The organism is Halomonas sp. V046, assembly GCF_052645355.1.
In genome coordinates this window covers 153,828-180,539 of sequence record NZ_JBQXYF010000008.1, presented here as the reverse complement: position 1 = coordinate 180,539, position 26,712 = coordinate 153,828, and the positions used below count along the sequence as shown (strand labels likewise).

Sequence of the window (26,712 nt, the reverse complement as noted above, 5' to 3'; positions counted from 1 at the left end):
AACGGTGGCGCTTGGGTCCGGCGCTTGTGACGGGCTGAGGTGCCTGCGACAGGCATTGCCGAGGCCCGTTGCAAGGTCGTCGCGGGCTTCGCTATCAGGCGGTAGCGGCAGCGCTGCCGACCAGCGCCTTCAGGTTCTTCTCGACGATGGCCAGGCCTTCCTCGAGGATCTCGTCTTCGATGGTCACCGGCATGAGGAAGCGGATGGTGTTACCGAACATGCCACAGGACAGCAGGATCAGGCCCTGCTCACGAGCCTTCTTGCACAGATCCGCGGCCAGCTGCGGGGCCGGTTCGCCGTTGGCGTCGTTGAGCTCGAAGGCGGCCATGGCACCCAGGTTGCGCGGATGGACGACGGCGTCGAAATCGCTTTCCCACTGGGCGAAACGCTTGGCCAGCTTGTCACCCAGCGCCTGGCTCCTGGCCAGGATATTGTCGTCCTCGAATACCTCGAGCACGGCCAGGGTCGCAGCGCAGGACACCGGGCTGCCGGTGTAGGTGCCGCCCAGCGAGTTGCCGCCAGACGCATCCATGTGCTTGTCGGTGCCGACCACGGCGGAGATCGGCATGCCGGCGGCCATGCTCTTGGCCATGGTCATCATGTCCGGCTCGACGCCGCTGTGTTCGATGGCGAACATCTTGCCGGTACGGCCGAAACCGCTCTGGACTTCGTCGACGATCAGCAGCATGCCGTGTTCGTCGCAGATCTCGCGTAGCTTCTTGAGGAAGCTATGCGGCGCGGCGTAGAACCCGCCCTCGCCAAGCACCGGCTCCAGCACGATGGCGGCGGTGTCCTTGGGGTTGGCGTCGGTCTTCATCACCATCTTCAGGCGACGAATGGCCTCTTCCTCGGTGACGCCGTGCTCGGGCACCGGGTAGGGTGCACGGAACACGTTGCCGGGCATGGTGCCGAAGTCGGTGGCGTAGGGGGCGACCTTGCCGTTCATGGCCATGGTCATGAAGGTGCGCCCGTGGTAGCCGCCGTCGAAACAGATGACGTTGTTGCGACCGGTGGCGGCGCGGGCGATCTTGACCGCATTCTCGAGCGCCTCGGCGCCTGAGTTTGCCAGCATTACCTTGGCATCGCCGCGCACCGGTGAGATCTTGGCCAACTGCTCGGCGACCTTCACGTAGCCTTCATAGGGCATGACGGTCTGGCAGGTGTGCATGACCTTGTCGAGCTGGTCCTTGACCGCCTGGACGACCTTGGGGTGGCAGTGGCCGATGTTGAGGACGCCGATGCCGCCTGCGAAGTCGATGAAGCGGTTGCCGTCGGCGTCCCAGATCAGGGAATTCTCGGCACGCTCGGCGAAGGCCGTGGCGGGGCTTGCGGCACCCTTGGCGACGTAGCGTTCCTTGAGCTGGTTCAGTTCGGCGTTGGTCATGACGCGTCTCCTTTTATCGGGGGTAACTCGTTAGCGTAGAGGTTGATCGGCGGCTCTGCCTGGTGAGCCCCGAGATCGTCTTACAGACCGCCCACACAGGCGTATTTCAGCTCGGTGTACTCATCGAGACCGTGACGCGATCCCTCGCGGCCGAGCCCTGACTCCTTGACACCACCGAAGGGAGCGAGTTCGGTGGACAGGATGCCCTCGTTCACCGCGACCATGCCGTACTCGAGTCCTTCCATGGTGTGCCAGATGCGACGGTAGTCGTTGGCATAGAAGTAGGCTGCCAGGCCGAATTCGGTGTCGTTGGCCATGGCGATGGCTTCATCGTCGGTGTGAAAGCGAAAGACCGGGGCCAGAGGCCCGAAGGTCTCCTCCTTGGCCACGCGCATCTCGCCGGTGACGTCACGCAGCACCGTTGGCTCGAAGAAGGTGCCGCCGAGTTCATGGGGCTTGCCACCGCACAGCAGAGAGGCGCCCTTGGCGACGGCGTCGGCGATATGTGACTGGACCTTGTCGACGGCGGCGGAGTTGATCAGTGGCCCCTGCAAGACGCCTTCTCCGAGGCCGTTGCCGACCTTGAGCTCGGTCACGCGTTTGGCCAGCTTGTCGACGAAGGCGTCGTAGACACCGTCCTGGACCAGGAAGCGGTTGGTGCAGACGCAGGTCTGACCAGAATTACGATACTTGGAGGCAATCGCGCCTTCGACCGCAGCGTCCAGGTCCGCATCATCGAAAACGATAAAGGGAGCGTTGCCGCCAAGCTCCATGGACGCCTTCTTGACGGTGGCGGCGCACTGGGCCAGCAGGATCTTGCCCACCGGGGTGGAACCGGTGAACGACACCTTGCGTACCCGCGGGTCGCCGGTGAGGACCGGGCCGACCTCGCGCGGCGAGCTCGAGGTCACCACGTTGAGTACGCCGGCAGGAATGCCGACGTCTTCGGCCAGCTTGGCCAGCGCCAGGGCGGTCAGGGGGGTGGCTTCGGCGGGCTTGACCACCACCGTGCAGCCGGCGGCCATGGCCGGGGCGCATTTGCGGGTAATCATCGCCAGCGGGAAGTTCCAGGGGGTGATCGCGGCGACGACCCCGATCGGCTCGCGAAACACCAGGATGCGCTTGTCCGGTCCGTGGCCGGGCAGGGTCTCGCCGGCAACCCGCTTGGCTTCTTCGGCGTAGTACTCGACGAAGGCGGCGCCGTAGGCGACTTCGCCCTTGGCCTCGGCCAACGGCTTGCCCTGCTCTCGAGTCATCAGCTCGGCCAGGGGGGCCTGGTGGGCCATGATCGCCTCGAACCAGGCGCGCAGCAGGGTCGAGCGCTCCTTGGCGGTCTTGCGTTTCCAGGCGGGCCAGGCGTCGTCGGCGGCGGCGATGGCTTCGCGCACGGCGTCCGCGTCCAGGTCCGGCACCTCGGCCAGGGTCTCGCCGGTGGCGGGGTCGGTCACGGCGAAACGACGCTCGGCGTCATGCCAACGGCCACCGAAGTAGGCCTTGTCGATGATCAGGTCCCGATAGCTAGGCGGAAGAGTGGACATGAAGAAGGGCTCCGAAACGGGGATGCGAGAGGCAGGGCTGCCATGTCATGTTTGACGAGTGTGCATTATTTCGAACATCCGTCCAAGACATGCCTCGAAAAAATTTCCGCGAGGCAATTTCTGTGATGGTTTGGACCAGAGGCATCGGCTCGGCGGACGCTTTCCGCTACACTGTGTCGCCCTATTCCCGCAGCACTCCACTAGGCCTTGGCCGGCCGGGAGCGTTGCCGTTTCCCTCTCATGGTGAGGTGAGCCTTGGTAGATCCCGTTAACGCCTGGTGGGCCCAGCAACTGGTGCTGTGCGACTGGGCTTTCATGCCCGACCCCTTGATGCTGCCTGAAGAGGCGGCTCGGGAGCGCCTGTCGGCGCTCGAGGTCGTCGATCGCGGCGAGCTTGGCTGGCGCCTGCTCGAGCATCGCGCCGACAGCGACGCGAGTGCGGCACAGTTGCTGGCAGGGCTTGAACTGGTCGCACTGGCCGGGGCTGCCGGGTGGCTGGAGGGTGATCACACTCGGCTCTGGGCGGTGTCGTTGATCGCCGAGATCCACACTCGCTACGATGACCTGGATGCTTGGCTGGAGGCGCTGTGTGCGTCGCGTAGTGCGTCTGGTTGGTTGCAGGGCGATGACGGGCTGCTGGAGGCCTGCCAGGCGCTGTCCAAGCTCGATGCCGACGGTGATGGCGTTACCTGGGCCCTGCTGGGTCAGAGCCTGAGCAAGGAAAAGCGCGCCGACTTATGGCCGGACGCGCCTCTGGCGCGGGTCTGGCGTTTGCGTGCGGCCTTCGCGCCGGTGTTGGCGTGCCCAGCGGGCCCGGACGACTGGAATGGCGTGGAAGCCTGGCTCGCCGAGGGGTGGCAGGTCCATGGTCGCGATGACCTGGTTCGTTCGGTGCTGTGGCTGACCAGTCAGGGGGATCGCCAGGGGTGGGACATCGATGCGGCGCGGCTCATGCAGCTTCCCGCCGCCGAAAGGCACGCGTGGTGCGAAGGCCTTGGCGCCCAGGAACGCCCCTATGGGCGAGTACTATGCCGATACGTCGATCAGGGCGAGCCGCTGGAATGGGCCGCGTGGGATTGGCTGCGCGCGGTGGATCTGGCGTGGGCCGGCGCCTGTGCTGGCTGGTTCGACGCCCAAGAAGCCAGCTTGCTGGCGTGTCACGCCGGCGACCTGATACTGCGACGCTACAGCGACTGGAGTGCGCTTTCCCGCTCTTACCAGCGTGGCCGGAGTCTGTTTGAGGGTAAGGATCATCTGCCGACGCATGTGGTCGACTGGCGACTGCTGATGTCATCCCCTGTCAGTCCCTGGCGTCTCCCGCTTCGCGAGCTATTGAGCGATGAGGTGTTGGTCGCATCTCGCCAGATGGCACGTGACTGGCGGGCCGATCCACGTCACTGGGTGCTGGCACTGGCCGCTGTGCGCGAGCCGGAGCTCGCGACTCGACAGGGGCCGCTACCGTCGTTGGCCGAGGCGCGAATGCACGAAGCCCAGCAGTACCTGATCGAGAGCCTCGAATTGTACGCCGATGAGGGCGCGCATGCGCTGGTGCGCTACTGGTTACCGGCCCAGGCACATCACTTGAATCAGCTGGCCGCCGATGCCGTGCACAAGGCGCTGCCGCCAGCGGCCTGCGCCTTCGGTGAGGCACCGGGTGCCGACGTCGCGACACGTGATTCGATCGCCGCTGCCACGCGACACTCCGCCACCGTCCATATGGCCGAGAAGTACGCCTTTTATCTGCAGATGGCGATGGATAGCGAGCAGTTCGATGCCGGACAGCTGGCGACCATGGGCGCGTCGCTGCGGGATGTGTTGTGCCGTTTCTACAACGGGCCGCGTCGTCTGCTCGAGTCCTGGGCGACCTGGGACGGGCTACTTCCGGAGCCCGACCAGCCACCGCTGTCGTTGGAAGTCCGTTGGCACATCGACGATCCGGGTAGCATCTTCCACTGGCTGAGCTGGAGCAGTGCGACCTGGAACGAGCCGGGTGAGCGGCCGAGCCTTACCCATTTCACCGCCCTCTCTCTGGTGGGGCCGCTCAACAGTCCGGCCTGGAGCATGCCGTGCCCGGAGAGTGACCGCGAAGCGGCTTCCATCCGTGACTGGATCGATGGCCACTATGGGCTGCATTCGGCGACGGAGCTCATCGACTTCCTGCGCTTCCTGCTGGAGGCAGGCGATCGTCAGGAGTATCAGATCAACTACGCTCCCTACACCCTCAATGCCGGGCGCCTCAACTCGGAGATCGCCACGCTCGAGTCGGGGGACTGTAACGAGGAGGAGCGTAATCACCTGGAGCGCCTGATCCGCGTGCGTGACAACGAAGACGGCTGCAACGACCTGGACATGTGCGCCTGGGACGTGGCTCAGGCGGTCGACCTGGCCATCGCCGGACGCCAACTCGGCTGGCTCGCTGCGGAGGACTTTGTCGCCATGCTCGAACAGGCCTACGGGCTGGCGGCCGAGCACTACGCAGGGTGGCAGGATTATGCGCAGGGGCTTTATGCCGGTTTTTCCTTCTTCATGGGCGAAACGCCGGAAAGAGAAGCCTTTCTTGCCGGTTTTCGTCAATCTTTGGTCGCTTGGCTTTCCGGTGCGCCGCCGCTTGCCGGCAGTTGGGCAAGCCTGGATTTTCCCGGTGCGCGACCGAGGCACTGGGCCCCCTTGCATATCGATACTCTGCCGGGAGATGGCAGGACTTTGCACTGATCGGCATCTAACGCCCAAAAAATTGAGATGAGCTATCGTCAATCCGGCAGAATTTGGCTAGTATCGTCTTGATAACTCAAGAAGGCCTCCACGTGGAGGAGGCCCAGTTGCCAATTAGCGAGCCGTGGGCCGCTTTGGTAGTGACACACGACCATGGGTCGTATTCACTTCCACAGCGACTCTCAGGCGCCGGCCGGGAAGCCTTCTCGCGGCATGGCCTGGCTCAGGGAATGAGGTTTCCGTTACATGAGTGTCGCACAGACCTGCCGTGCTGCCACGGTGTTGATTGCGCTCGGTTTATTGACAGGGTGCGCCGCCAGCGGCCAGCGAGATGTCGCCGATAACGAGTATTTTTCGCGTGATATGCCAAGCCTCGCCGAGCGAGCCGCGGGACGAATGTCTCCCGTGAACAACCCCCTGGCCCAGGACGACAATTTCCTGACCAACCCCACCGGTGATATCCGACGCGCGCTGCTCGCCGAGCACGATCGCTGGGCCGGTACGCCTTATCGTCTCGGGGGCACCAGCTTCAGTGGCGTCGACTGCTCGGCATTGGTCCAGAACATCTTCAATGAAGCGTTTCAGGTTGATCTGCCACGTACCACGGGCAGCCAGGTGCATGCCGGCGTGCCCATCGCCAAGGGCGAGTTGAGCGCCGGCGATCTGGTGTTCTTCCGGCCGCCCGGTTCCTATCGTCACGTGGGGATCTATGTGGGTGAGGGGCGTTTTCTTCATGCTTCGTCATCGCGTGGGGTCATGATTTCCAAGCTCAGCAACAGCTACTGGTCTCGCTACTACTGGCAGGCTCGTCGCCCGATGGCGTCGACGGATCTGGCGATGCGCCAGTTCGCCTTTACCGACGGGTAAAGGGTAGTCGTCGTCGCGACGGGTATCCTTACCCGCCGATGTCATCGAGTGCCCCAGGTGGCTCGGTAGTGCAGATGGTTCAACAATGGCCGCCCCGCAAGGGCGGCCATTGTTGTATGGGCCTGCATTACCGTTGCTGCGTGTCGTTGCCAGCTGTCGGCCGCCGCGATGCCCAGGGTGCTGTGCACGGTCAGGACGGTCTGGTACGTGGCGCCGAGACGGCTAGGCGACAGCGCGCTAGAGGGCATCTCGCTGCTCGCCGGCATAGTCGATGAAGGCGCGAGCGGCGCGAGAGAGATAGCGTTCCGGCCGCCAGGCCAGTGCCAGGGTGAGCCAGGTCGGCGGAGAGAACGGCACCGCGACCAACTCCGGTTCGTCGATGACTCGGCGCAGAAAGGTGGTGATGCCGAATCCCTGGCGCACGATGGACTTGGTCAGTGGGATGAGATTGGACTGGAAGGCCAGATTCGGCTCCTTGCCGAGTTGGCGGGCCAGACTTTCGACGAATTCGCGATGAAAGTAGCCGTCCTGGAACAGCACCAGCGGTTCGTCGAAGAAGGCTTCTGGCGTCACGCTTTCGCAATGGGCGAAAGGGTGGTCGCTGGACACGCAGACGACCATCTCTTCCCGAATCAGGTGGCGTCGCTCCAGGGCACTGGCGCTGGCGTCATCGATGATCACGCCGAGATCGAGCTCGCGGTCATCGATCATCTGCTGCAGGCGACGGGCACCAGCCTCGACGACCGTCAGGCGAATGCCGGGGTAGCGGGACTTGAAGCCCATCAATAGCGGTGGCAGGTAGTAAGAGCCGAGCATGGAGGGGATACCGATGCGAACCTCGCCCTTGGCCATGCCCTTGAGTTCTTGCATGGCCAAGTGGGCGGCTTCCGCTTGCTCGAGCAGTTGGCGAGCGTGGGTCAGAAGGACGCAAGCCTCTGGCGTCAGTTCGGTACGACGCTCTTGGCGGTGGAACAGTGGTGTCTCCAGGCGCCGTTCCAGGGTCGCGATCGTCTGGCTGACGGCTGACTGGGCGACGTGAAGAGAGCGGGCGGCGGCGCTGAACCCGCCCTGGTCAACCACGGCGACGAAAACCGTTAAGGAGCGCAGGTCAAAGGCTAGAGGCATAAGTAAAACCGATCTTGTGGATCATATTCTTCTGTTGTGATGATCGAAGTGAAGCATGGATGATGGGGAAGGCCAAGGAGTCGACCATGATCAAAGCCAAGACAACCGCCTGGTGGAGAGCTACGTTGGCTCTGTGCCTGGGCTCCATGCTGGTGTTCATCAACCTTTATGCCGTGCAGCCGTTGCTGCCAGAGATGCGCACGCTGTATGGCGTTTCGACCCTGGTTGCCAGTCTGGCCATGTCGGTCGCGACCCTGGCGCTGGCGTTTTCGCTGCTGATCTACGGCCCACTGTCGGATGCTATCGGGCGCGGTCCGCTCATGCGCTGGTCGCTGCTCCTGGTGGCTGCCATGACGCTGGCACTGGCGTGGGCGCCCTCGATGGATAGTCTGCTGGTGTTGCGCGGGGTGCAGGGCCTGGTGCTGGGCGGACTTCCCGCCGTGGCGATTGCCTGGATGGGCGATGAGTTCGAGCCGGAGGCGATGGCGCCGGCCGTGGGACTGTACATCGCGGCCAATACGCTGGGCGGTATCGGCGGTCGGGTGATCGGCGGCGCCATCGGTGAGTGGCAGGGCCTGTCGGTCAGCTTTCTGGTCATCGGCGCGCTGACACTTGTCGGGGTGGCCATCTTCTGGCGTCTTCTTCCTGTCGCTCGCACCTTCGAGCCCCAGGCCTTCGATCTGCGCCGGGCCCTGGGAGGCATCGCCGGGCACCTGGGCCATCCGTCGCTGCGTCTTGCTTACCTGTTCGGGGGCCTGAACTTTCTGGTGTTCATCAACCAGTACAGCTACATCACGTTCCGTCTTGCCGAGGCGCCGTTTTCCCTGGGGCCGCGATGGCTGGGTCTGCTGTTCTTGACCTATCTGGGTGGCACCCTCGGCTCCACGCTTTCGGCCAGGGTCGCGGCTCGCGCCACGGCCCCTGGTTGCATGGCGCTGGGTGTCGTGATCATGGTCACCGGCAGCGCCATTACGCTTCTCCCATCGCTTCCGGCCATCGTGGTCGGGCTGACGGTCAGCGCCTTCGGCTTCTTTCTCGCGCATGCCACGGCGTCGGGCTGGGTAGGGCGCGAGGCAACCACGGCCAGAGGCAGCGCAACGGCGCTGTATCTGGTGTTCTATTACCTGGGTGCGAGCATCGGCGGGGCCTGGATGGAGCCCTTTTGGCGCTGGGCTCAATGGCCGGGGGTGGTGCTGTCGTCGGTGCTGGTGCTGGGGGCCACCCTGTTCATCGCCTTGAGGCTGTGGTGGCTGCGATGCAGAGGGCGCGAGGGGAAAGGAGCAGGCTGAAGCGGAGCCGATAGATAGGGGAGGCCTGGGGCATGCCGCTATCGCGATCGCTGACCGCGCCGAATAGTGGCACCAACAACACGCCAGCGACGCCCTTGGACGGGGCGTCGCTGGCATGCTTGGCGGGTGACGAGCGGAGCTATGAAGCGGAGACCTTGACCGGACAGAGACCTCGCCCAGGGAGCGGGCTTGCCCGAGTCGCGGCCAAGGGCGTCGCCGTGGTCTGGGGGCGGCGCCTGGCGTGGCTCCCTGGGCCTGATGTTGCTCCTCAGCGCTTGTGGTTCAGGTCTCGTGGCTCAGGTCTCGTGGGTCAGGTCTCGTGGCTCAGGGCTCAGGGCCCTGCGAGGGACTCATGGGGCATGGCCTCATCGCCCCAGATTTCTTCGAGTCTGTCGGGGCGCCCACAGGCGTTCTTGTAGAAATTGTACCGAACCGGGTTCTTGCTGTAGTAATCCTGGTGGTAGTCTTCTGCGGCATAGAAGGTGTCGAAGTTATTGATCTCAGTGGCGATAGATTCGCCAAAACGCTCGGCCAACTCGGCCTTGGCGGATTCTGCCAGGGCGCGCTCGTCGTCGTTCATCGGGAAGAGCGCGCTGCGATAGGGTGAGCCTTCATCGCAGAACTGACGATTGACGGCGAAGGGATCGATATTGCGCCAGTAGACGTAGAGCAGGTCGCTGTAGTCGAGCTTGTCGGTGTCATAGGCGACTTCGACGACTTCGACGTGCCCAGTACCGCCAGCGCTGACGGATTCGTAGGTGGGGGCGTCGGTGTCACCTCCGGTGTATCCGGACGTGGTTTCGATCACGCCATCCAGCTTGTCGAAGGCTTCTTCCACGCACCAGAAGCAGCCGCCGCCGAAGACGGCCTTGCTGGTGTCGGCCGACGCGCCGCCAGCGGGTATGGCGATACCAGCCAGGAGGCCGAAGAAGAGGGGGGATTGCGCGAATGAACGTAATCGCATGCTGTCGCTCCGTCAGGGTCGGGTGATAGTTTGATGAGTCAACATGTCGTTATGTTCCATCATTCGGGGCGTCCTTACATAAATTGAGTGAATTGTCCCGATTCGGCACGGCCAAATGTAAGGAACGAGGCGGCCTGGCGACACAGCGGGCGTTCGAAACATTGGTCAGGTGCCCATAGGGCTTGGCGCCGACGCATTTCTGCATAGCTGTGCAATCCGTGAGTCAAGGAGGTCAGATTGAGCACCAGGCGATGGATCCTGTTGGGTGTGATAGCGGCGGCGATCGCCGCGTTCTTTCTCAGTGGTGCGAGTGACGCCTTCACCCTGGATAATATCAAGGCACAGCAGGTGCAATTTCAGGGCTGGCTGGCGGAGGATCCCTGGACGGTGGCCGGTGGCTTCTTCGTCCTCTACGTCGCGATGGCAGCGCTTTCACTACCCGGCGCAGCGTTGCTGACTCTGCTAGGCGGGGCGCTATTCGGATTCTGGTCTGGGTTGGTGCTGATCTCCTTCGCCAGCACGCTGGGGGCCACCCTGGCCGCCCTGTTTGCTCGTACTCTGCTGCGCGAGACGCTCGAGCGTCGATTCTCCACGCAGCTTGCCCGGATCAACGCTGGCGTCGATCGCGAAGGGCCCTTCTACTTGTTCACCTTGCGTCTGTTGCCCGTCTTTCCTTTCTTCGTCATCAACCTGGTGATGGGGCTTACCCGAATGCGTCTGCGCACTTTTTACTGGGTAAGTCAGCTCGGCATGCTTCCAGGCACCGCGGTATTCGTGAACGCGGGCCGCGAACTCGGCACCCTCGAGTCCCTCGGCGGTATCCTGTCGCCTGGGCTCCTGGTTTCATTGGTGTTGATCGGCGTTTTTCCGTGGATTGCGCGGGGGCTGGTCGGGGTGGTCAAACGTCGGCAGCTGGCCAAGCGCTTCGAACGCCCGAGCCATTTCGACCGTGATATCGTCGTCATCGGTGCCGGCTCCGCGGGGCTCGTGGCCAGCTACATCGCGGCGGCCGTCAAGGCTCGGGTCACCCTGGTAGAACGCCACAAGATGGGCGGTGATTGTCTGAATACCGGGTGTGTTCCGTCCAAGGCGTTGATCCGCGCTGCACGGGCCGCCCACGACATTCGCCAGGCGCCGCGCTATGGCGTAAGTGCCGGCGAGCCGAGGGTGGATTTCGCCGCGATCATGGGCCACGTCCATGGGGCAATTGCCGAGGTGGAGCCCCACGATAGTCCGGAGCGCTATCGCGGGCTGGGGGTGGATGTCATTAAAGGTGACGCCACCCTGGAAGACCCTTGGCGGGTCCGAATCGGTGATCGCGTTGTCACCACGCGGCATGTGATCATCGCCAGCGGGGCGCGGCCTCGGGTGCCGCCGCTGCCGGGGATCGGCGATGTCGAGGTGCTGACCTCGGATAACCTCTGGCAGTTGACCGAGCTGCCCGGGCGCCTTGTGGTACTTGGCGGCGGGCCGATCGGGTGCGAGCTGGGGCAGAGCTTTTCGCGACTGGGCAGTCGTGTCAGCCTGGTCGAGATGGGTGAGCAATTGCTGCCCCGAGAAGACCCGGATGTGGCGGAGCTCGCCGCCGAGGGCCTGCGCGAGAGCGGTGTGGTGCTGAGCCTTGCCACGCGAGCCTTGAAGGTGGTCGCCGGCGGTGGCACGGATGGCGCCCATCGCCTCGAGGTCGAGGTCACCCAGAATGGTGAGGCACGCCTCGAAAGCCTCGACTTCGATCAGCTGCTGGTGGCGGTCGGGCGCCAGGCTAACGTCGAGGGCATGGGCCTGGAGGCGCTGGGCGTGAATACCCGAGGCAACGGGACCCTGGACGTCGACGGCAGCCTGCAGTCGGTGTTGCCCAACGTCTGGGCCTGTGGCGATGTGGTCGGGCCGTTCCAGTTGACCCACGCCAGCGCTCATCAGGCGTGGCATGCCACGGTCAATGCCCTGTTTGGCGAGCTCAAGCGGTTTCGGGTGAGCTACCGTGCGCTGCCGGCGGTGACCTTCACCGAGCCTGAGGTGGCTCGTGTCGGCCTCAATGAGCGTGAGGCAAGCGAGCAGGGCGTTGCCGTCGAGGTGACGCGCTACTCGCTGTCGGAGCTCGACCGCGCAATCGCAGAAGGCAGTACTACGGGCTTTGTGAAGGTGCTCACGGTGCCCGGCAAGGATCGCATACTCGGTGCGACCATCATCGGTACCGGCGCCGGCGAGATGCTGGCGGAATTCACGCTGGCCATGACCCAGGGCATAGGACTCAACAAGCTATTGGGCACCATTCATCCGTATCCCACTCATTCCGAAGCGGTGAAAGCCACGGCGGGAGTCTGGAAAAATGCCCATAAGCCAGAGCGAGTTCTCGGCTGGCTCGAGCGCTATTTCACCTGGCGCCGCGGCGGCGCAGTGGAAGACGCGGCCCCCCGCGCGGGGGGCGAGCAGGCTGTTCCGCGGGATTGACCCACGCCCCTTGGCTTCGAGGTGTCGGAGGCGAGGCCAGGGTATCGCGGCTGGCGTAGTGCGCTTCCATTCACGCTTTCCTTGGCGCTTCCCCGACCCCGGCCGGCCCCGATCCTGATTCCACAGGGACGCTCGGTTGGGGCGTAGACGGGGTCGGCCGTGATCCGATCCGTTGACTGTCAGGACCCTTATGCTTGATCGCTGGACCATGCCGCTCACGCAGCGGCCGCTCACTGCCATCGCTCGTCACCTTGCCCGTCGTGGCGTGACGCCGGATCACGTCACCCTGGTGGCCTTTATTGTCGGCCTCCTGGCGCTTCCCTTGCTGGCGTTCGAGGTCTACTGGCTAGCGCTGGTGGCGATCGTGCTCAATCGGACGGGGGATGGTCTGGACGGGGCGCTGGCGAGACACGTCGGCCAGCCGACCGACAGCGGTGGCTTTCTCGACATCGGACTGGATTTCGTCTTCTATGCTGCCGTGGTGCTTGGGTTTGCTCTCGCGGATCCCGAGCGCAATGCCTTGCCGGCCGCCGTGCTGCTGTTTGCCTTCATTGGCACCGGCACCTCCTTTCTGGCCTTTGCCATCATGGCGGCGCGTCACGATCTGAATCGCCCCCATTTTCAGCGTAAGGCCTTCTATTACCTTCACGGGCTGACGGAGGGCACCGAAACGGTGGTGGCCCTGGTTGTCTTTTGCGTGTGGCCGGGAGCGTTCCCCGCGCTGGCGCTGGTGTTTGCCATTGCCTGCATGATCACGACAGCCACGCGACTGTGGGGCGGATACCATACGCTGAAGGCGCTATCGTCGGGCGGCCTGTCCGGTACGCCAGACACGAAGGGCTGAGGGAGTGCGTGGCCAAGCCCGGGACACGGGTGTCCCTGTCGGCGCGCGAGGGCCGGGGCGCGATACGTCTATCAGGCACAACTGACACGAACCAGGCAGGGGCCGGGGCGCGCTGTCTGGCGTGTCGAGACCGAAGCCGGAGTAGGCGCGGAGGCGGGCCTGGAGTGAGCCTGCAGAGAGAGAGGTGTGTCTGGCGTGCCGAGGCCGGGGCAGGACTGGAGCAGGACTGGAGCTGGCCTGGCGTGAGGTGTGTCAGGAGTGCAGAGCCTGGGGGCACGACCACCGAGGTCGGAACGACCTTAGGGTGTGAACCGAGGTTTGGGCACGAAAAAGGGCAGCCTGGACTGCCCTTTTACCGAAACCGCTGTGTTTCAAAACCGCAGTGCTTTAAAACCGCAGTACTGTAGCCAGATGGCTGGCTTAACAAGGCCCGGGCGATACCGTGGGCCGATGTGGCCAATTTGCTATCGGCTATCGGCTATCGGCTATCGCCATCGCGCCGGAGAGCGCTCGGATGCGCCGAGCGGCTGTCCATCGGTGACGATTGGCACCCGGCGCCAGCGGCGCGAGTCGCGTCAGCGAATCGCCCCGTTCAGACCCAGGGGAGACCCCGGGAGTCGAGAACGGTGTGCTCAGTGCTCGTGGCCGCCTTCGCCGTGCACGTGACCGTGCTCGACTTCTTCCTGGCTGGCTTCCCGCACTTCGGCGATTTCGACGTCGAAGTTCAGGTGCTGACCGGCCAGCGGATGGTTGCCATCGACGGTAACCGTGTCACCTTCGACCTTGGTCACGGTGACCATCAGCGGGCCGCCTTCGGTCTGCGCCTGGAACTGCATGCCCGGCTCGATACCTTCAACGCCCTGGAACGCATCACGCGGCACTTCCTGAACCAGCTGCTCCTGAAGCTCGCCATAGCCTTCGGCGGGGGCTACCTTGGCCTCGACCTTGTCGCCCGCAGCCTTGCCTTCGAGTTCCTTTTCCAGACCCGGAATGATGTTACCGGCGCCGTGGAGGTACGTCAGCGGCTCGCGGCCTTCCGAGCTGTCCAGCACTTCACCTGCGTCGTTGGTCAGGGTGTAGTGGAACGCGACAACGGAATTCTGCGCAATCTGCATTGAAAAACCTTTGGTGAGTGCATGTGAAGAGGGCATGGTAACGTGGTAGCCGATGGGCTGTCAGTGGCGTGGGACATTTTTCAGGTTCTGTGGTCATATCCTGAGCAGGATTCACGCCGCTTCCCGCCTTCTGTTCGGCGGTTGCGTGCCACGGGAGGTGGGGATACTCTCTTCCCACCTTTTGACTTTGATGATCCTTCAACGCTGTCTCACTGGAGTTCGACATGATGCTTTTGATCTGGCTGATCGCCTTTGCCGTCATCCTGGCCCTGATGATCAAGGGATGGGAATCGTCCACAGGGCCTGCCCTGGATCGCGTTCTGCCGGCGGTATTGCGTAGCGAAGGCGACCGCTGGATCTGGTGTCCGGCGCTGGCCGTGCTGGTCGCGACCTTTTTCGTTTCCCCTATCGATATGCTGATGACGCTGCTGGTGATCGGCCTGTTGGCACTGATCGTCGGCAAGCTGGGCTGCTGGGTGATGGGCAAGGTCAACCTGCACTGAACCTGCGCTGAACCCGCAAGGGTAAGCCCCGGACGGCCAGGGCTTGCCATGGGACCCGCACCAACGACAACGCCCAGCGCTATCCGCGCTGGGCGTTGTCGTTTCCATCCGCACCAGACCGCCTGTCTGCGCGGGCGGCCCAGAGGCCGTGATGGCAGCGTTGCCTGTCGCTGGGTCGCGCCCGACTCAGGTATGGACGCGCACGACTCAGGTGTGGACGCGCACGACGCTTGGACCTAGGCCCGAGCCTAGGCTTAGTAGGGCGCGACGCTCAGCCGTGAGCCAGTGCCGATCAGGCGAACGCGTTGGCCAACCTGGAAGGCCTGGTCAGCCTTTTGCACGACCACCACGGTCTGCCCGGTGTCCTTGCGAATTTCCATCTCCCAGGCGGTCGTCCGGTTGACGCCTTGTTCGATCTGGTTGCCGGCCACGGCACCGCCGATGGCGCCGGCGGCGGTAGCGATGGTGCGGCCCGAGCCACCACCGACCTGATTGCCGAGCAGGCCACCGATAATCGCGCCGCCGCCGGTGCCGAGAATGCCGCTGGCACTGCTTTCGCCTTGAATCTGGACTTGACGCAGCGCCGAGATGGTACCGAACTGCACGTTCTGAGCGGTTTGGGCCTGGTTGCCGGAGTAGACGTTGCCGGAATACTTGTTGGTCGCCGTGCAGCCGGCAAGGGTCAGAATGCTGAGTGCCAGGACAGGAAGGATGCCTGCTTTCATGAGAGTTCTCCTCGAATGACTGGGTGCGCCGCGCTATCGGTCTGGTCGTAATGGCGGCTTGATCGTTTTAGCGGTGTTGTCGTGTGAGCGTCTGACTCGTGCTCGGATCGTCGTTGATGCGTGCGTGGTCGAGTCTGCTACTGCTGATTGGCAAACGCTGTTCGGCAATATGATACTGCGAGTTTAGAAGCTTTCACAGCCGCATGGTTCCGCAAGGCTCGATCGCTGGAAGCGAATGGCCGTAGCCAGAAATCCTCCCGGGGGCCAGGCAGGACGACGCCCCAGTGAGGGTCGCTGGTTCGCGCTGCTGGTTCCGTGCTTCAGCCGCCGATGCTCCAGCCAAGCAGCATCGGCGTCGCGAGTGATGACTGGGTCGGCGATGGCGGGCCGATCATGACATGCCGATGCGCGCGCTGGGTGACACGACGCGCGTGTCGTTCGTGTGTCAGTGTGAGCTGGGCGGCAGTAAGGCGCAAAAAAAGCGCTGAGCAACCGGTGCGGCCGCAGCGCCTTGGCGCGCCAGACAACAGCAGGGCGACCCGAGGGTCGCCCTGCTGTTGTGCTTTCGATGGGCAGTGTCGATCCAGGGTACCGACTAGCCGTCTCGATGACGGGTCATGTTCGCGGGGGGCGGGCGGGGCCGAGCGGCACCGGTGACCGACCTCAGCCGAACTGGTTCATCGTGTTGTCCTTGCCGCCGGCCTTGAGTGCCGCGTCGCCGTGGAAGAACTCCTTGTGATCATCGCCGATGTTGGAGCCGGCCATGTCCTGGTGACGTACGGTGGCGATGCCCTCGCGAATTTCGCGACGCTGAACGCCTGCCACATAGGCCAGCATGCCTTCGTCGCCGAAGTAGCCCTTGGCCAGGGTGTCTGTGGAGAGTGCCGCTGTGTGGTAGGTCGGCAGCGTGATCAGGTGATGGAAGATGCCGGCTTCACGAGCGGCGTCGCGCTGGAAGTTGGCGGTCCACTCATCGGCCAGGCGACCCAGTTCGGTGTCGTCGTAGCGCGCTTGCATCAGCTCGGCACGCTCATAGTCGGCAACGCTCTTGCCCTCGGCTTCCCAGGCGTCGAACACTTGCTGACGGAAGTTCAGCGTCCAGTTGAACGACGGCGAGTTGTTGTAGACCAGCTTGGCGTTGGGCACCGCTTCACGGATACGGTTGACCATGGCGGCGATCTGGCCGACGTGGGGCTTCTCGGTCTCGATCCACAGAAGATCGGCGCCATTCTGGAGGCTGGTGATGCAGTCGAGCACGACGCGGTCCTCGCCGGTGCCGGCCTTGAACTGGTAGAGGCCGGAAGCCAGGCGCTTGACCTTGACCAGCTTGCCGTCCTGCTTGATCACCACGTCGCCGTTGTCGATGTCGGCGGCGCTGGCGATCGTCTCGCCGTCGAGGAAGCTGTTGTACTGGTCACCCAGATCGCCAGGCTCCTGGGTCACGGCGATCTTCTGGGTCAGGCCGGCACCGAGGGAGTCGGTGCGTGCCACGATCACGCCGTCATCGATACCGAGTTCGAGGAAGGCGTAGCGCACGGCATTGATCTTGGCGATGAAGTCCTCGTGGGGCACGGTGACCTTGCCGTCCTGATGGCCGCATTGCTTCTCGTCGGACACCTGGTTCTCGAGCTGGATACAGCAGGCCCCGGCTTCGATCATCTTCTTGGCCAGCAGGTACGTGGCCTCGGCGTTGCCGAAACCGGCGTCGATATCGGCGATGATCGGCACCACGTGGGTCTCGTGGTTGTCGATCTTGGCGGTCAATTCGTTGATCTTGGCCTCGTCGCCGGCCTCCTTGGCCTCGTCACGGGCGCGGAACAGGTGGTTCAGCTCCCAGGTGTCGGCCTGGCGCAGGAAGGTGTAGAGCTCTTCGATCAGCGCAGGGACGCTGGTCTTCTCATGCATCGACTGGTCGGGCAGGGGGCCGAACTCGCTGCGCAGGGCGGCGACCATCCAGCCGGACAGGTACAGGTAGCGGCGCTGGGTGGTGCCGAAGTGCTTCTTGATCGAGATCAGCTTCTGCTGACCAATGAAGCCGTGCCAGCAGCCCAGTGACTGGGTGTACTTGGCGCTATCGGCGTCATAGGCGGCCATGTCTTCGCGCATGATGGTGGCGGTGTGGCGGGCGATATCGAGGCCGGTACGAAAGCGGTTCTGGACACGCATGCGTGCAGCGCTCTCTGGATCGATGTTGTCCCACTGGCCGCGCTGAGCTTCGCGAAGCTGAGTCAGTGCCTTGAGTTCGTCAATGAAAGTCATGTTGGGCCGTCCTGTTGTCACCAGAATGTATCGCCTTGAGGCGGTTGGCGGTGTAACGGGCTGTGCCCGTTAGGCCGCGTCGATCATGTGCCGATGTCTCTAGACGCGTGCAGCGTCTTCGCGACATTCCTCTGGCTACCTTCACCTGCCTGCCTTGGGCCTTGTCGGTCGTCTCGGGCGGCGTTGCCGTCGAGGGTTCCACAGCCTGTATCGAGGCGGGTCCCGCTATGCTGCACCTGCGAAGTATAGTCAGGGTCTGTGACTTCGGCCGTGATGTCTTTACGGCCTTGGTCGTAGCCTGGTGGAATCGGTTGTCGGCGACTACAAGACGTGGCGCTGACGCCGCTCTGTCGCTTCTGAAATCCACCATGAACCAGACTATGGCCCATGCCGACGGGGCTGCGCTATTGTCACTTGGGGGGAGAACGGGTTGTAGTCCGACTACAGGAAAGGCTTTTATGAGCACATTCCTGTAGTCGTTTTTCGCGGGGAGAGGGGAGCGTGCGTGCGTCAGTCCGCTAGCGATAGGGTCATATTGCGGTGCGCAATGCCCGCGTCGAGGAAGATATCGCCTTCGGCACGAAAGCCCAGACGTTCGTAGAACACCAGGGCGTGGGTCTGTGCTGCCAGGACCACCTGATGGTGTCCCCGGGCTCGGGCAGCGTCGATGGCGGCCCCCATCAGTGCTGCGCCGATGCCAAGCCCGCGAGTTTCGCCGAGCACCGCCACTCGGCCGATGTGCCCATCGGGCAGCAAGCGGGCGGTGCCGACGGCTTGCTCACCGTGCCAGGCCAGGAAGTGCACGCACTCGGGATCGAGGCCATCCCATTCCTCGTCCTGGGGAACACGTTGTTCATCGATGAAGACGACTCGGCGTATCTCGCTGGCTATCGCGCCGAGGTGATCCCAATTCCCTTGTTCGATGTGAACGGCGCTCATCCCCATTCCTCCTCGTCGTCCATCGGCCAGCCAAGGCTACCGGTATCCACGAGGCGGGTCAGAAGGACGCTGGCGCCGGGCAAGTCGAGGATAGTCGCATCGACCGGTGCAAGGCTCGCCATCCGCCGGGCCAATGCCAGGCTGCAGTTCAGGCCGTCTCCGTCGACAAACAGGGTCGCTCGATCGTTGCCCAGTGATCGCCAGGCGAAACGAGAGCCTGGGGCACGCTCGAGGATTTCACCGTCCTGTAGTGCAGCAACAAGCTCATCGGCGTCGGACGGATGGTCGTTTGGCACCAACTGGTCGACATACTTTGGCTGGGTCATCACGCGGCCGAACCACTGTGCCAGTTGCGCCGGGTCGTCGAGGGTGTCGAGAATCAGCGCGCGCATGCGGGCGAGCGCGGCGTCGTCGACTTCCGCGGGGTCTTCGCAAGGGGCGATGCCTGCGTCCCCGTAGCGGTGAGACGTGGTTTGCAATTCGCCGACATAGTCGGCGAAAGAGGTGATCGACTCATCGGCAGAGGGTGCTCGGAAGCCCACCGAGAAGGTCATGCAGTCGTCGGACTGGCTGACACCGTGGTGCGCCCAGCCCGGCGGTAAATAGAGCATGTCACCCGGCTCCAGCACCCAGTCCTGGTCAGCGTCGACGGCGAAGCTTTCGAGGATGCGCAGGTCGATGCCGGGAACGATCGGTGCGTCGTCGGGGACCTTGCCGCCTAGCTGCCAGCGTCGCTGGCCACTGCCCTGGATCAGGAAGACGTCGTACTGATCGACGTGGGGACCTACGCTGCCGCCGGGAGGGGCGTAGCTCACCATAATGTCATCCAGTCGCCAGCGTGGCAGGAAGGTGAACTGTTCGAGCAGTTCGGCGACTTCCGGCACATAGTGATCCACCGCCTGCACCAGCAGCGACCAATCCCGCTCCGCCAGTTGGGCGAAGGCCGCCGCATCGAAGGGGCCGTGGCTGACCTGCCAGGGGCCGTCGCTGCCGTGCTCCTCGACCAGTCGGGCCTCGATATTGTCCTCGCAGGCGAGCCCGGCCAGCTCGTCCGGGGATAGCGGGCTTTCGAAGTCGGGAAAGGCGCCACGAATCAACAGTGGACGTTGCTGCCAGACGTCACGCAGAAAGTCCTCGGCAGACAGGCCGCCGAGCAGAGCGGAGGGAGTATCGGTTGCCATCTTGGGTCCCTGAGGGTAAGTGGGTGGGAGGCGGGGCTTGACGCGCATCGGCGCGACCCAAGCCAAAGCATCCACGGCATCATCGTCGGCCCATCCGCGTGCCACGGGGCAGGCCCGCCTGGCGGTGGCGAGCGGGCCTGCTCCTGCGCCAGGCCCCTGTCCAGGCTCACTGGTCGCGAGCGGTGGGCTCGGGGCTGGCGTCAGGGCTTCAGTTTTAGCGGCTTGCGCCCAGCGCACGGGCCTGTTCGACGGCGTTGCCGATGTAGTTGCCGGGGGTCAGTGCCTTGAGCTCGGTCTTCACCGCGTCAGGCAGGTCCAGGGTGTCGATGAAGGCGGCAAAGCCGGCCTGATCGATGCGCTTGCCGCGGGTCAGCTCCTTGAGCTTCTCGTAGGGCTTCTCGATGCCGTAGCGACGCATCACGGTCTGGATCGGCTCGGCGAGCACTTCCCAGCTGGCGTCCAGGTCATCGGCCAGGCGCGCCGGGTTGGCTTCCAGCTTGCTGATGCCCTTGAGCGCGGCCTGGTAAGCGATCAGGCCGTACGCCAGGCCGACACCGAGGTTTCTGAGCACCGTGGAGTCGGTCAAATCGCGCTGCCAGCGAGAGATCGGCAGCTTCTGGGCCAGGTGTGCCAGGATCGCGTTGGCTAGCCCCAGGTTGCCCTCGGAATTTTCGAAGTCGATCGGGTTGACCTTATGCGGCATCGTCGACGAGCCGATCTCGCCGGCGACGGTGCGCTGCTTGAAGTAGCCCAGCGAGATGTAGCCCCACACATCGCGGTCGAAGTCGATCAGGATGGTGTTGAAGCGGCACACGGCGTCAAACAGCTCGGCGATGTAGTCGTGGGGTTCGATCTGGGTGGTATAGGGGTTGAAGGTCAGACCGAGCCCTTCGACGAAGGTCTGGGCGTTGGCCTGCCAGTCGATCTCCGGATAGGTGGTCAGGTGGGCGTTGTAGTTGCCCACGGCGCCGTTGATCTTGCCGAGGATCTCGGCGCTCTCGATCTGCTTGAGCTGACGGCCGAGGCGGTAGGCGACATTGGCCATTTCCTTGCCGAGCGTGGTGGGACTCGCGGTCTGGCCGTGGGTGCGCGACAGCATCGGCACCTCGGCGTGCTCGCTGGCCAATCGGGCAATCTCACGCTCGACCTGCCGCAGGGTCGGCAGCAGGGCATCCAGGCCGTCGCGTAGCATCACGCCGTAGGACAGGTTGTTGATGTCCTCGCTGGTGCAGGCGAAGTGAACAAACTCGCTGACCGCATGAAGCTCGGCGTGGTCGGCGATGGCTTCCTTGAGGAAGTACTCGACCGCCTTGACGTCGTGGTTGGTCGTGCGCTCGATGTCCTTGATTCGCGCCGCGTCGGCCTCGGAAAAGTCGCCGATGAGGCGAGCGAGAAAGGCGCTGGCGTCGGCCGATAGCGGCGGAACTTCCGTAATCTGCGGGTGCGCGGCGAGGCGCTCCAGCCAGCGCACTTCGACGATCACGCGGGCGCGAATCAGGCCGAACTCGCTGAAGTGTTCACGCAGGGATTCGGCTTTGGCGCCGTAACGGCCATCGACGGGAGAGAGGGCGGTGAGAGCGGAGAGTTGCATGGCGTGGGTTCCGGCGGTCAGTGTCAGGAAGTCAGTCGGGTAACGGTATCGCGTCGGGTGCCGCCTGGTGGCGACACCCAGGGTCGAGTCAGAGGTCATCCAGGGCGCGCTTCATGGCGCCACGCTGGAAGATCAGCTTCCAGCGACGGCCGCCCTGCTGGTGCCAGAGCAGACCGAAGCGCACACCGGACAGCAGGCAGGCGCGCACCCGCTCCGGCATCATGCGGCTCTGCAGCAGGGAGGGGTCGCCCTGAACGACGATCCGATTCTTGAACGTCGAGAGTGTCTGCTGATAGGCCTCGCCGAGGCTCGCTACGACGTTTTCATGGGTGTTGCCGAAGTGCTCGGCCTGGCCCTGGATACGCGTGAGGTGGCGACCGAGGTCGTCGAGCATGGCGGTGTTGGTGCGCAGCTTGTTCATGATCAGCATCAAGCTGAAGCCGTAGCGCATCACCACGGGATTGGCCTGGCGCCGTCCGAGCACCGCCTCGAGCGTATCGAGGCCAAGGCGCAGATTGTTCGGGTGGCCGCCGTAGATGGATTCGAAGGACGGCGGGTTGGTCTCGAGAGTGGCGTTGATCTGGGTTTCCCAGGCACGCGAATCGACCTGCCCGGTGCGTGCCAGTTCATCGACCAGGTGGGCGGCCTGGAACACGCCGGCCAAGGCGATGGCCTGACGAGCGCCGGGGGAGTCCGGCGCACGGTGGATCGGAATCGAGTCGTTCATGCCGCCAGCTCCTGTGCATTCCAGGTGGACCGGATCACGCCGCCGCCGAGGCAGATGTCGCCATCGTAGAGGACCAGCGATTGCCCCGGGGTGACCGCACGCTGGGGCTCGTCGAAGTGAACTTCGACGCCGCCATCGGCACGGGTACGCATGCTGCAGGCCACATCGCTCTGACGATAACGTGTCTTGGCGGTGAAGCGCCCCTCGGCCAGCGGCGCACTGCCGGCGACCCAGTCCATGGCCTCGGTGGCCAGGCTGTCGGAATAGAGCAGCGGATGGTGTTTGCCCTGTACGGCGATAAGCACGTTGCGATCGAGATCCTTGCCGGCGACGTACCACGGATCTTCGGAATAGTCGGCGAGTCCGCCGATGCCGAGTCCCTGGCGTTGTCCCAAGGTGTAGTACATCAGGCCCATGTGGTCACCGATGACGTCGCCTTCCGGGGTCTCGATGGTGCCGGGCTGGGCCGGCAGGTACTGCTGGAGGAAGTCCGAAAAGCGGCGTTCGCCGATGAAGCAGATGCCGGTCGAGTCTTTCTTCTTGGCCGTGATCAGGCCATGGGCCTCGGCAATCGCGCGGACTTCGGGCTTCTCGATCTCGCCGACGGGAAACAGGGTGCGCGCAATCGCCGCCTCGGGTACTGCGTGCAGAAAATAGCTCTGGTCCTTGTTGGCATCGCGCCCCTTGAGCAAGCGGGCGCGGCCGTCGCGTTGGCCGCCACGGACATAGTGCCCCGTCGCTATCAGGTCGGCGCCGAGCATTTCGGCGTAGTCCAGGAAGACCTTGAACTTGATTTCGCGGTTGCAGAGGATGTCCGGATTCGGCGTGCGCCCGGCCTTGTACTCGGCCAGAAAATGCTCGAACACGTTATCCCAGTACTCGGCGGCGAAGTTCGCGGTGTGCAGCGGGATCTCCAGCTTGTCGCACACGGCCTGGGCATCCGCCAGGTCGTCCATGGCGGTGCAGTATTCGGTGCCGTCGTCCTCGTCCCAGTTCTTCATGAACAGACCCTCTACCTGATACCCCTGTTCGATCAGGCGGAGGGCGGAAACGGAGGAGTCGACACCGCCGGACATACCGACGATGACCTTGCCGGTGGGCGCAGACATGGCAACTCTCGAAATGGTGGCAGTCGTATCGACTCGCCTTGGTGATTTGGCGGATGCTTTGCGTGGTCAAGGCCTGGCGCGGGTAGCCGCGAGCCGTCCCGAATCGTCGGCGCAGAAGCCCGCGGGCGTTTTCAGCGCAGAAGCCCGCGAGCGTTTCAGTGCAGAGGGCAGCAGGCGTTTTCGGCGAGCCCGGGCGATGACCACTAAATGGGCGGGGATTATACACGATTCGACGCCAGGAACCGAAGCCCTCGCCGCAGGGGCCGGTAGCCTGCGCCGGGAGGCTCCCGGCCAGCGCGGTTGTTGCCCCGGAACCCGGGCGACGGCCGGGGTTGCCGGGTGAGGCGGGAGCGCCTGGTCTGATCGGGTCGCAACGCTCAACGCTCGCGGATGACCTCCATGGGAAAGGTCTTGCCGGCCAGCGCATCGCGGATTCGCCTGAGCACCAGTGGGCTGCGCAGGCGCCCGTCGCGCTCGAGTGCCTCGATCTCCTCCAGCGTCAGCCAGTGAATGGCCAGGATGTCTCGGTCCAGGTCGTTGCCGAGGTGAGCCAGGGCCATGCCGAAAAAAGCATGGCTATGGAAGGTCTTGCCGTCCGGCGCATGGTAGACATAGAGCCCCAGGTAGTCGGTGATACCGACGCGCCAGGCGGTCTCTTCCTCGACTTCTCGCAGCGCGCCATCGCGCACGCGCTCACCGGGTTCCAGGTGCCCGGCGGGTTGATTGAATAGCGTATAGGGGCCGCCACGGTCTTCTTCCACCATCAGGAATCGGCCGGCGCGTTCGACCACCGTGGCCACGGTCACTAGAGGGGTCCAGCGGGTCATCGGCGTCTCCTCGGACGGTGTGATGGACGCGAATCCGCGCGCTTGGGTGCGTGCAGGGTCTGGTGTCGCCATTGTCCGGGGGCGAGGTCATCCAGCCGCCAAGGGCCGATGGCAACGCGCACCAGGCGTAATGTCGGGTGGCCGACGTGGGCCGTCATGCGCCGCACCTGGCGATTGCGGCCTTCGCTGATGGTGAGTTCCAACCAGCATGTGCTTGGATGGCGCTTTGGGTCCAGTGGCGGAACCCGCTCCGCCAGCCCGCTGTCTGATAGGCGTCGTACCTTGGCCGGCCGCGTGGGGCCGTCCTTCAGCGTGACGCCTTCGCGCAACGCGTTCAAGGCGGCGTCGCTCGGTTGGCCTTCGACCAGCACACGATAGGTCTTGGACTGCTTGTGGCGGGGGTGGCTGATGCGATGAATCAGCTCACCATCGTCGGACAGCAGCAGCAGGCCTTCGGAGTCATAGTCGAGGCGTCCAGCCGCGTAGATGCCGGGGCGGTCGATGACCTCGGCCAGGGTCGCTCGGCCCTCGCTGTCGGTGAACTGGGAGAGCATACGGTAAGGCTTGTGCAGCAGGTAGAGCTGGCTCATGAGCGGCGAGACCGAAGGATGAAAATGGGTTGACGATAAGATTGTCGACAAAGCCTACTCCGGGCGCGGGCCGTGATGCTATACTCCGCGCTCCACTGAACAGACCAGACAGGGGAGTTCTCAATGGGTTTCCAGAAAATTGTCGTCCCAGAAGGCGGCGAAAAGATCACTGCCAACGCCGACAACAGCCTCAACGTGCCGAATCAGCCGATTATCCCGTTTATCGAGGGTGATGGCATCGGTGTCGACGTGACGCCGGCGATGAAAATCGCCATCGACGCCGCCGTGCAGAAAGCTTACAACGGCGAGCGCAAGATCCACTGGATGGAAGTCTACGCCGGTGAAAAGGCGACGCAGGTCTACGACGCCGACACCTGGCTGCCGGAAGAAACCCTGCAGGCGGTACAAGAGTACATCGTCTCCATCAAGGGTCCGCTGACCACGCCGGTGGGCGGTGGTATCCGCTCCCTGAACGTAGCGCTGCGCCAGAAGCTTGACCTGTACGTCTGCCAGCGCCCGGTACGTTGGTTCGAAGGCGTGCCGAGCCCTGTGAAGAAGCCGGGCGACGTGGACATGGTCATCTTCCGCGAAAACTCCGAAGACATCTATGCCGGCATCGAGTGGAAGGCCGGCACGCCCGACGCCGACAAGGTCATCAAGTTCCTGCGCGAAGAGATGGGTGTCACCAACATCCGCTTCCCGGAGAACTGCGGTATCGGTGTCAAGCCGGTGTCCATCGAAGGAACCAAGCGCCTGGTGCGTCAGGCCCTGCAGTACACCGTGGACAACGACCGCGAGTCGCTGACCCTGGTACACAAGGGCAACATCATGAAGTTCACCGAAGGCTCCTTCAAGGATTGGGGCTACGAGCTCGCCAAGGAAGAGTTTGGCGCCGAGCTGCTCGACGGTGGCCCGTGGATGACCTTCAAGAACCCGAAGACCGGCAAGGACATCGTGGTCAAGGACGTGATCGCCGATGCCATGCTGCAGCAGATCCTGCTGCGCCCGGCAGAGTATGACGTCATTGCCACCCTCAACCTTAACGGTGACTACCTGTCCGATGCTCTGGCGGCGGAAGTCGGCGGCATCGGCATCGCGCCGGGCGCCAACATCTCCGACACGACCGCGATGTTCGAGGCGACTCACGGCACCGCGCCGAAGTACGCCGGCCAGGACAAGGTCAACCCGGGCTCGCTGATTCTCTCTGCCGAGATGATGCTGCGTCACATGGGGTGGGTCGAGGCCGCTGATCTGGTGCTCAAGGGCACCGAGAAAGCCATCAGCAAGGGTGAGGTCACCTACGACTTCCATCGTCTGATGGACGATGCCAAGCTGCTGAAGTGCTCCGAGTTTGGGCAGGCTATCGCCGACAACATGTAAGCGTCGCGCCGGTAAGGGCCCTCGTCCGTTCGCGGACGGGGGCCTTTTTGCGTGAAAGCGGGCGCGAATGGCCCGATAATAGGGAGGGTGACTGAACCCTGCCGCGTCACCGGCGTCCAATGGTCGATGTCACCGACATGCCGGGGCGGCACGTTTTCTGACAGTGTGAGGCTTATGTTGATGGATTGTGTACGCGACCCGGTGAAGGGCCCGGCCCCGATGATCGCGGGCATGACGCGCCCGCCCGGACCCGCAGAGGAAGAGGGGGATGTAGCGACTCAGCAGGCCGACCCTGAGCTCGCGCAGCCGCCGATGTATAAGGTTGTCTTGCATAATGACGACTTTACCCCCATGGAGTTCGTTGTAGAGGTGCTACAGACGTTCTTTCACATGGATAGTGAGACCGCGGTGCAGATCATGCTGACGGTCCACAGCCATGGAAAGGCCATCTGCGGCGTCTTTACCCGCGACATTGCGGAAACCAAGAGCCACCAGGTGAACGAGTACGCCCGGGAGTGCGAACACCCGCTACTCAGCGATATCGAGACGGCGGACTAACCCGTGGCGCGACAGTGAAAGCTGTTGCATCGCG

At 63.8% G+C, this 26,712-nt stretch carries 22 protein-coding genes; 8 read left to right on the top strand and 14 right to left on the bottom strand.

What is annotated here, in order from left to right; translation table 11 throughout:
• Window positions 1-94 precede the first annotated feature (94 nt).
• Window positions 95-1,384 (bottom strand): 4-aminobutyrate--2-oxoglutarate transaminase, encoded by a 1,290-nt coding sequence (gabT, locus tag ACUN9Y_RS12750; protein WP_445461088.1) that lies wholly within the window; start codon window positions 1,382-1,384, stop codon window positions 95-97.
• A gap of 80 nt (window positions 1,385-1,464) precedes the next feature.
• Window positions 1,465-2,922 (bottom strand): NAD-dependent succinate-semialdehyde dehydrogenase, encoded by a 1,458-nt coding sequence (locus tag ACUN9Y_RS12745; protein WP_445461087.1) that lies wholly within the window; start codon window positions 2,920-2,922, stop codon window positions 1,465-1,467.
• 255 nt (window positions 2,923-3,177) lie between these two features.
• Between ACUN9Y_RS12745 and ACUN9Y_RS12740 the strand changes: the two genes are divergently transcribed.
• Together ACUN9Y_RS12740 and ACUN9Y_RS12735 are read left to right on the top strand one after the other, a co-directional pair.
• Window positions 3,178-5,634, top strand: coding sequence for a DUF1266 domain-containing protein (locus ACUN9Y_RS12740; protein ID WP_445461086.1), 2,457 nt, complete (start codon window positions 3,178-3,180; stop codon window positions 5,632-5,634).
• Window positions 5,635-5,880: 246 nt separating this feature from the next.
• The gene (locus tag ACUN9Y_RS12735) at window positions 5,881-6,501 is read left to right on the top strand and encodes a C40 family peptidase (protein ID WP_445461085.1); all 621 of its coding nucleotides are present in this window, start codon (window positions 5,881-5,883) and stop codon (window positions 6,499-6,501) included.
• Between the two features lie 237 nt (window positions 6,502-6,738).
• On the opposite strand, the gene ACUN9Y_RS12730 is transcribed toward ACUN9Y_RS12735, so the two are convergent.
• Window positions 6,739-7,626 (bottom strand): LysR family transcriptional regulator, encoded by an 888-nt coding sequence (locus tag ACUN9Y_RS12730; RefSeq protein WP_445461084.1) that lies wholly within the window; start codon window positions 7,624-7,626, stop codon window positions 6,739-6,741.
• An 86-nt stretch (window positions 7,627-7,712) separates the two neighbouring features.
• Here ACUN9Y_RS12730 and ACUN9Y_RS12725 point away from each other — a divergent pair, with 86 nt between their 5' ends.
• Complete coding sequence (locus ACUN9Y_RS12725) at window positions 7,713-8,915, top strand: MFS transporter (protein WP_445461083.1); 1,203 nt, start codon at window positions 7,713-7,715, stop codon at window positions 8,913-8,915.
• Window positions 8,916-9,246: 331 nt separating this feature from the next.
• On the opposite strand, the gene msrA is transcribed toward ACUN9Y_RS12725, so the two are convergent.
• Window positions 9,247-9,879 (bottom strand): peptide-methionine (S)-S-oxide reductase MsrA, encoded by a 633-nt coding sequence (msrA, locus tag ACUN9Y_RS12720; protein ID WP_445461082.1) that lies wholly within the window; start codon window positions 9,877-9,879, stop codon window positions 9,247-9,249.
• A 237-nt stretch (window positions 9,880-10,116) separates the two neighbouring features.
• Between msrA and ACUN9Y_RS12715 the strand changes: the two genes are divergently transcribed.
• Together ACUN9Y_RS12715 and ACUN9Y_RS12710 are read left to right on the top strand one after the other, a co-directional pair.
• Window positions 10,117-12,330: an FAD-dependent oxidoreductase gene (locus ACUN9Y_RS12715; protein WP_445461081.1), complete on the top strand. Its 2,214-nt coding sequence runs from the start codon at window positions 10,117-10,119 to the stop codon at window positions 12,328-12,330.
• 190 nt (window positions 12,331-12,520) lie between these two features.
• Window positions 12,521-13,174, top strand: a complete 654-nt coding sequence (locus ACUN9Y_RS12710) for a CDP-alcohol phosphatidyltransferase family protein (RefSeq protein WP_445461080.1) — start codon at window positions 12,521-12,523, stop codon at window positions 13,172-13,174.
• A gap of 632 nt (window positions 13,175-13,806) precedes the next feature.
• Here the strand turns inward: ACUN9Y_RS12710 and ACUN9Y_RS12705 are convergent.
• Window positions 13,807-14,289 carry an FKBP-type peptidyl-prolyl cis-trans isomerase gene (locus ACUN9Y_RS12705; protein ID WP_445461079.1) on the bottom strand — a complete coding sequence of 161 codons (483 nt, stop codon included), beginning with the start codon at window positions 14,287-14,289 and terminating at the stop codon, window positions 13,807-13,809.
• Window positions 14,290-14,513: 224 nt separating this feature from the next.
• Between ACUN9Y_RS12705 and ACUN9Y_RS12700 the strand changes: the two genes are divergently transcribed.
• Entirely contained in the window at window positions 14,514-14,792 is a 279-nt protein-coding gene (locus ACUN9Y_RS12700; RefSeq protein WP_445461078.1) for a hypothetical protein, read from the top strand.
• A 254-nt stretch (window positions 14,793-15,046) separates the two neighbouring features.
• On the opposite strand, the gene ACUN9Y_RS12695 is transcribed toward ACUN9Y_RS12700, so the two are convergent.
• The 9 genes from ACUN9Y_RS12695 to ACUN9Y_RS12655 all read right to left on the bottom strand — a co-directional run bounded on the left by ACUN9Y_RS12695 (window position 15,047) and on the right by ACUN9Y_RS12655 (window position 24,740).
• Complete coding sequence (locus ACUN9Y_RS12695) at window positions 15,047-15,517, bottom strand: outer membrane lipoprotein (protein WP_445461077.1); 471 nt, start codon at window positions 15,515-15,517, stop codon at window positions 15,047-15,049.
• 663 nt (window positions 15,518-16,180) lie between these two features.
• Complete coding sequence (locus tag ACUN9Y_RS12690) at window positions 16,181-17,776, bottom strand: isocitrate lyase (RefSeq protein WP_445461076.1); 1,596 nt, start codon at window positions 17,774-17,776, stop codon at window positions 16,181-16,183.
• A gap of 510 nt (window positions 17,777-18,286) precedes the next feature.
• The gene (locus ACUN9Y_RS12685; protein WP_445461075.1) at window positions 18,287-18,715 is read right to left on the bottom strand and encodes a GNAT family N-acetyltransferase; all 429 of its coding nucleotides are present in this window, start codon (window positions 18,713-18,715) and stop codon (window positions 18,287-18,289) included.
• A complete protein-coding gene (locus ACUN9Y_RS12680; protein ID WP_445461074.1) occupies window positions 18,712-19,896 on the bottom strand; it encodes a JmjC domain-containing protein in 1,185 nt (394 codons plus the stop codon). The genes ACUN9Y_RS12685 and ACUN9Y_RS12680 overlap by 4 nt, the downstream gene beginning before the upstream one ends.
• Before the next feature lie 214 nt (window positions 19,897-20,110).
• On the bottom strand, window positions 20,111-21,487 hold the full coding sequence (gene purB / locus ACUN9Y_RS12675; protein WP_445461073.1) for an adenylosuccinate lyase: 1,377 nt from the start codon (window positions 21,485-21,487) through the stop codon (window positions 20,111-20,113).
• 88 nt (window positions 21,488-21,575) lie between these two features.
• Window positions 21,576-22,214 carry a high frequency lysogenization protein HflD gene (gene hflD, locus ACUN9Y_RS12670; protein ID WP_445461072.1) on the bottom strand — a complete coding sequence of 213 codons (639 nt, stop codon included), beginning with the start codon at window positions 22,212-22,214 and terminating at the stop codon, window positions 21,576-21,578.
• Entirely contained in the window at window positions 22,211-23,323 is a 1,113-nt protein-coding gene (gene mnmA / locus ACUN9Y_RS12665; RefSeq protein ID WP_445461071.1) for a tRNA 2-thiouridine(34) synthase MnmA, read from the bottom strand. Before mnmA ends, hflD begins: the two co-directional genes overlap by 4 nt.
• Window positions 23,324-23,700: 377 nt before the next feature.
• Window positions 23,701-24,150 carry an NUDIX domain-containing protein gene (locus ACUN9Y_RS12660; RefSeq protein WP_445461070.1) on the bottom strand — a complete coding sequence of 150 codons (450 nt, stop codon included), beginning with the start codon at window positions 24,148-24,150 and terminating at the stop codon, window positions 23,701-23,703.
• Entirely contained in the window at window positions 24,147-24,740 is a 594-nt protein-coding gene (locus ACUN9Y_RS12655; protein ID WP_445461069.1) for a pseudouridine synthase, read from the bottom strand. The genes ACUN9Y_RS12660 and ACUN9Y_RS12655 overlap by 4 nt, the downstream gene beginning before the upstream one ends.
• A gap of 123 nt (window positions 24,741-24,863) precedes the next feature.
• Between ACUN9Y_RS12655 and icd the strand changes: the two genes are divergently transcribed.
• Both icd and clpS read left to right on the top strand, forming a co-directional pair.
• Window positions 24,864-26,120, top strand: coding sequence for an NADP-dependent isocitrate dehydrogenase (gene icd / locus ACUN9Y_RS12650; RefSeq protein WP_445461068.1), 1,257 nt, complete (start codon window positions 24,864-24,866; stop codon window positions 26,118-26,120).
• 231 nt (window positions 26,121-26,351) lie between these two features.
• Window positions 26,352-26,678, top strand: coding sequence for an ATP-dependent Clp protease adapter ClpS (gene clpS / locus ACUN9Y_RS12645; RefSeq protein ID WP_445461067.1), 327 nt, complete (start codon window positions 26,352-26,354; stop codon window positions 26,676-26,678).
• Window positions 26,679-26,712: the final 34 nt, after the last annotated feature.